General features: G+C 37.3%; 5 protein-coding genes. All 5 read right to left on the reverse strand.

The genetic code is table 11. The features are described from left to right. Positions 1–38 precede the first annotated feature (38 nt). From AAEY80_RS14100 to AAEY80_RS14120, 5 genes are read right to left on the reverse strand one after another with little or no spacing between them, the layout of a single operon-like run. Complete coding sequence (locus AAEY80_RS14100) at positions 39–305, reverse strand: hypothetical protein (protein ID WP_350588501.1); 267 nt, start codon at positions 303–305, stop codon at positions 39–41. Beyond that, the gene (locus AAEY80_RS14105) at positions 302–817 is read right to left on the reverse strand and encodes a hypothetical protein (RefSeq protein WP_025652068.1); all 516 of its coding nucleotides are present in this window, start codon (positions 815–817) and stop codon (positions 302–304) included. The genes AAEY80_RS14100 and AAEY80_RS14105 overlap by 4 nt, the downstream gene beginning before the upstream one ends. A gap of 5 nt (positions 818–822) precedes the next feature. Beyond that, a complete protein-coding gene (locus AAEY80_RS14110; protein WP_025652069.1) occupies positions 823–1,923 on the reverse strand; it encodes a DUF2345 domain-containing protein in 1,101 nt (366 codons plus the stop codon). A gap of 28 nt (positions 1,924–1,951) precedes the next feature. Next, positions 1,952–3,151 (reverse strand): hypothetical protein, encoded by a 1,200-nt coding sequence (locus AAEY80_RS14115; RefSeq protein WP_156915641.1) that lies wholly within the window; start codon positions 3,149–3,151, stop codon positions 1,952–1,954. 34 nt (positions 3,152–3,185) lie between these two features. Then, a complete protein-coding gene (locus AAEY80_RS14120) occupies positions 3,186–3,551 on the reverse strand; it encodes a DUF7079 family protein (RefSeq protein WP_025652071.1) in 366 nt (121 codons plus the stop codon). Positions 3,552–3,701 lie beyond the last annotated feature (150 nt).

The following is a 3,701-nucleotide window of genomic DNA, read 5'->3' on the forward strand; positions in this document are numbered from 1 at the left end:
TGCTTTGTACTCAACAAAAAACTTGGTAATCCGCCTCTTCAGTTTGATTTGCTTATTTCAAGTTGAGAGTGGGGTATTATATAAGCATTGATAGTATTTTCAGAAAATTTGCTCATAGCTTTTAAATCATCTAGTTCAGGATCTTTAATAGAGTTTTTATCTTCTTCACACAAATCTACTGCATCATTCATAGTTTGAACTGCTCTATCTAGAGCTAAAGAATGTTCACTAGCACCTATGAACTGTGAACACGAGATGCATAACAATGTCATACTCCATATTAATGATAATTTAATATATTTCATGGCATACATCCTTCAGCAATAGCTTTAAAGAATTTTATTTCATTATTGTGTTTAGAATAGCCATCAGATTCTAATTCTAAAATAGCCCGATAAGCATCCTTTTCAACCATGTTCCTTTTTATTTGATCAACACTACCCATTGCTTCTGCAAATAATACCCAGTTAGCTCCGTCTATTTTTCGAGGGGCAGGTTTTATGGCTGCTTCTAACTCTGCTTTTGCCGATATACCCCAAATTGAGTTAATTGGTATTCCAGATGATGTCCTCCCGCCAGCAGGTCTTTTTGTAAATAAGAGTCCTGCAAATGCGGCAGGTAAAATTTTACTTAACCAGCTAGCTGATTCTATACGTGAGTCTATACTTTCAAGCCACCTCAAACTTATGTCACTAAACACTAAATTATTAATAATAGGACAAACCTTTAAGTTTGAGTTTCTTCTGGTTATTTTTACATCTATATTATTGCCGTCAGCAGTTGTTTTGCCACTCGACTCTTTACGCATAATCTGCATAACTACTAATCTCCAATCGTTGATAGATAAAGATGAACATTAAAGTTTTCTTCAATTGATGATACAAGGTTTGCAGTTTCACCCTCAGCATTAGTAGTTCCAAAATAAATTAACTCTTTTACCTCAGATACTGCACGATAATGAACATGACTATACGGGTTACCATCATCATCAGTAAACTTAAATTTAACTTTATAAAGTTCAATAGATCCCCAAGGGTCTTCATTTCTTAGATGCACTTTAATCTTATTGGAGTCAGAACTATAGAAATTCTCTGTACTTCCCTCAGCATCAGTTATACCTTCAAAGGTCTCTTGCGTATCCTCATTAATAGCAATATAAGGAGTATTGGCATAAGCAATGTCATCATCGTCTGCAAATTTGAACTTTGCTTTATACATCGCACCAGCTATCAAACTAGGCAACCCCGCCAACCCAAGCCCATCATTTCCACCTCCAGCCTTACTGTGCTTGCCACCTTTCTCCGTAAACTGTTTCGCTGCAATCGTAATGTCAGCACCATCAAGCGTGATCCTGGCACCACCAGCCGTCAGCGTAATCTTATTGGTGGCTACGACCTCAACCTCTTTGGTCGAGGAGGCAATGTTGACATCTTGCTTAGCGGTCGCTTCAAGCTTACCCGTGTGCGCAGACAGCATGATATTGTCTTTGGCATTGGTCATACTAAACTGACCATCTGCTATGATATTTAGAGACTCGCTACTGACTTGTTGATGACTATCGCCACTACTGATACTCATATCTTGCTGGGTAGTGCTGATCATCTCACCCATCGACCGTTGGATCAGCAGGTCTTCACTGACGTAACTACTATCTGCTGCGCTATCGATAAGGGTGTAGGGCGTTGTTTGATGGGTTTTGGTTTGCTGCTCGTTGCTGATATTCTCTAACTGTGTTTTGATGACACTGTGATCATTAACCGATCTACCCAAGCCCGTTGCCAACTGTGTTAAACGTTCTGCTAGATGCTGACCGCCAAGACCAGTTTGGGTGAGAGTCGGGGTGTGCTGTTGATAGTTATGTTGTCCAGACTGTGCGTGAGTTTGCGGTTGAGTAGAGATTAATAAATATAAAAAGCCACCCAAGGGTGGCTTGAATAAAATAATATATTAATTACCCTTTTTCAGCGTCAAATTGCCAAATCACCTCACCCCAGTTATTGTTTGGATAGTCTGGCATGATGTCGCCTTGCTTAAAGTAAGCACGACTGTCAGATTTTGCTTGCGTGAACCAGTAGCCTGACTTAGGGCAGGGCTGACCAGCTAGGCAACGGCCTCGAGCTTGACTAGTAATTTCAGGTTTATTGGGTTTGGTTTTATTTTCATAGTACGGCGTCATGTCTTCGCCCGCCTCTTGACGCTTAATAAAATCCTCGTAGGTAATTTTATAAGGGTCAATTGATACAGATTTGCTGGTATCGATACCTGTCTCTTTAAGTACGAGTGGTAGGGTATAGTCAGGTTGGTTCTGCTGAATCTTTAATCCCATTTTAATAGCTTCAGTTTCAATAAAGAGTCTAGCTTCAGGTAGTTTGTCATAAAGCTTACTGTATTCTTTAGTCAAAGGCTCATCATAATCATTCGGAACGATTTGTAGTAGTAGCTCTACTTCATTGAAAACCTCTAAACTAATCAGGTAATGACGCTTACCTGTGGATGAATCTGTTTGTCTATTCATTCTAATATTCATAAATACATCTGTACCATGTCGCAGTTGCCATGTTTGTAGATCATCGAGCTGCAACCACTGTTCAAAACTTAATGGATAAGTATAGTTAAGACTGAAGGCATATCCATCTTCTTTAGTAGCAAATGTAAAGCTATCTTTGGGGCTTAAACGAGGTTCACTTAAAGTTTTAGCATGTGTCCAACCTTTATTCTGTAGCTCTTTAAAGAAAGATATCATTTTTTTATAAGCATCTTTATCTGATATACCGCTTACTTTATGGTTGAATAAAAAACTAAGATTGATTTTAGAGAGTTTATAACTTTCTTGTTTATTATCCTCATAAGCTAAGACTGACATAACACCATCGATAGCAAATTCACCATTAGGATATTTGATAATGACAGTAGGCTCTTTATATCTTGGAAAGTCGTAACCTTGGAAAGTGGCTCCCATAGGTTGAGCGTCTCCTTCTTGAAACGCTTTATACTCAGGGTTGGCATCGTATAACTCTTTAGCTGTCATGTTTAATGAAATTTCTAAAGGTTTATCAGGCATAGTGCTCTCTTTTTCTGCTTGGCAGGCAGTAGTTGAAAAAGATAGTGATGCTAATATTAAGGTTACTTTTAGAAGTTTATATTTAAACATAACCATCCCTGTTATTGGTTAACCTCTAAGTATTTCAATTGTTTTTCAAAAAAATAATCTCTTTTTGTAATTCCAACCATTCTGATTTATAGTGAAACTTATAATACTTTACTAAAAAGTCAGCTTTTAATTTATATAATTTTTCATTATTATATCTTGAGATATGTTGTTCAATTAATGGTGCAATAGTGTCAATCTCAAAAAAAGACCACACAGCAGGTATAACGCTTGAAAAATTTAGTGAACAAATAGGGGCTACTTCATAAAACAATGAATATTCAATTGTATCTAAAGAATAACTTTGAACTTTCTTCGCAATAGCATCGTAATTTATTTCATTATCAACAAATAATTCAGATAATGCTGACCATAATTCTCTTTTTTTCACAATACCTTCCATGTAGTAAACTCCTCCGCCTCTTCATATAGAGCTTCACCTACTTCCGAACCTATTAGTCCTCCTAACACACTACTGAGCTATGCTGAAGAAACCGTACAACTAAACTTGGTAAACTAAGCGTATTCACAGGAGTTTACCATGACCAAGAAA

This window comes from Psychrobacter sp. 78a-MNA-CIBAN-0178, from assembly GCF_040309625.1.
Taxonomy (GTDB): Bacteria; Pseudomonadota; Gammaproteobacteria; order Pseudomonadales; family Moraxellaceae; genus Psychrobacter; species Psychrobacter okhotskensis.

What these genes read in the sequence shown, in the direction of transcription:
- AAEY80_RS14105 (WP_025652068.1), bottom strand. Translation starts at nt 817, where the DNA reads ATGCAGATTATGCGTAAAGAGTCGAGTGGCAAAACAACTGCTGACGGC.
- AAEY80_RS14115 (WP_156915641.1), bottom strand. Translation starts at nt 3,151, where the DNA reads ATGTTTAAATATAAACTTCTAAAAGTAACCTTAATATTAGCATCACTA.
- AAEY80_RS14120 (WP_025652071.1), bottom strand. Translation starts at nt 3,551, where the DNA reads ATGGAAGGTATTGTGAAAAAAAGAGAATTATGGTCAGCATTATCTGAA.
- AAEY80_RS14100 (WP_350588501.1), bottom strand. Translation starts at nt 305, where the DNA reads ATGAAATATATTAAATTATCATTAATATGGAGTATGACATTGTTATGC.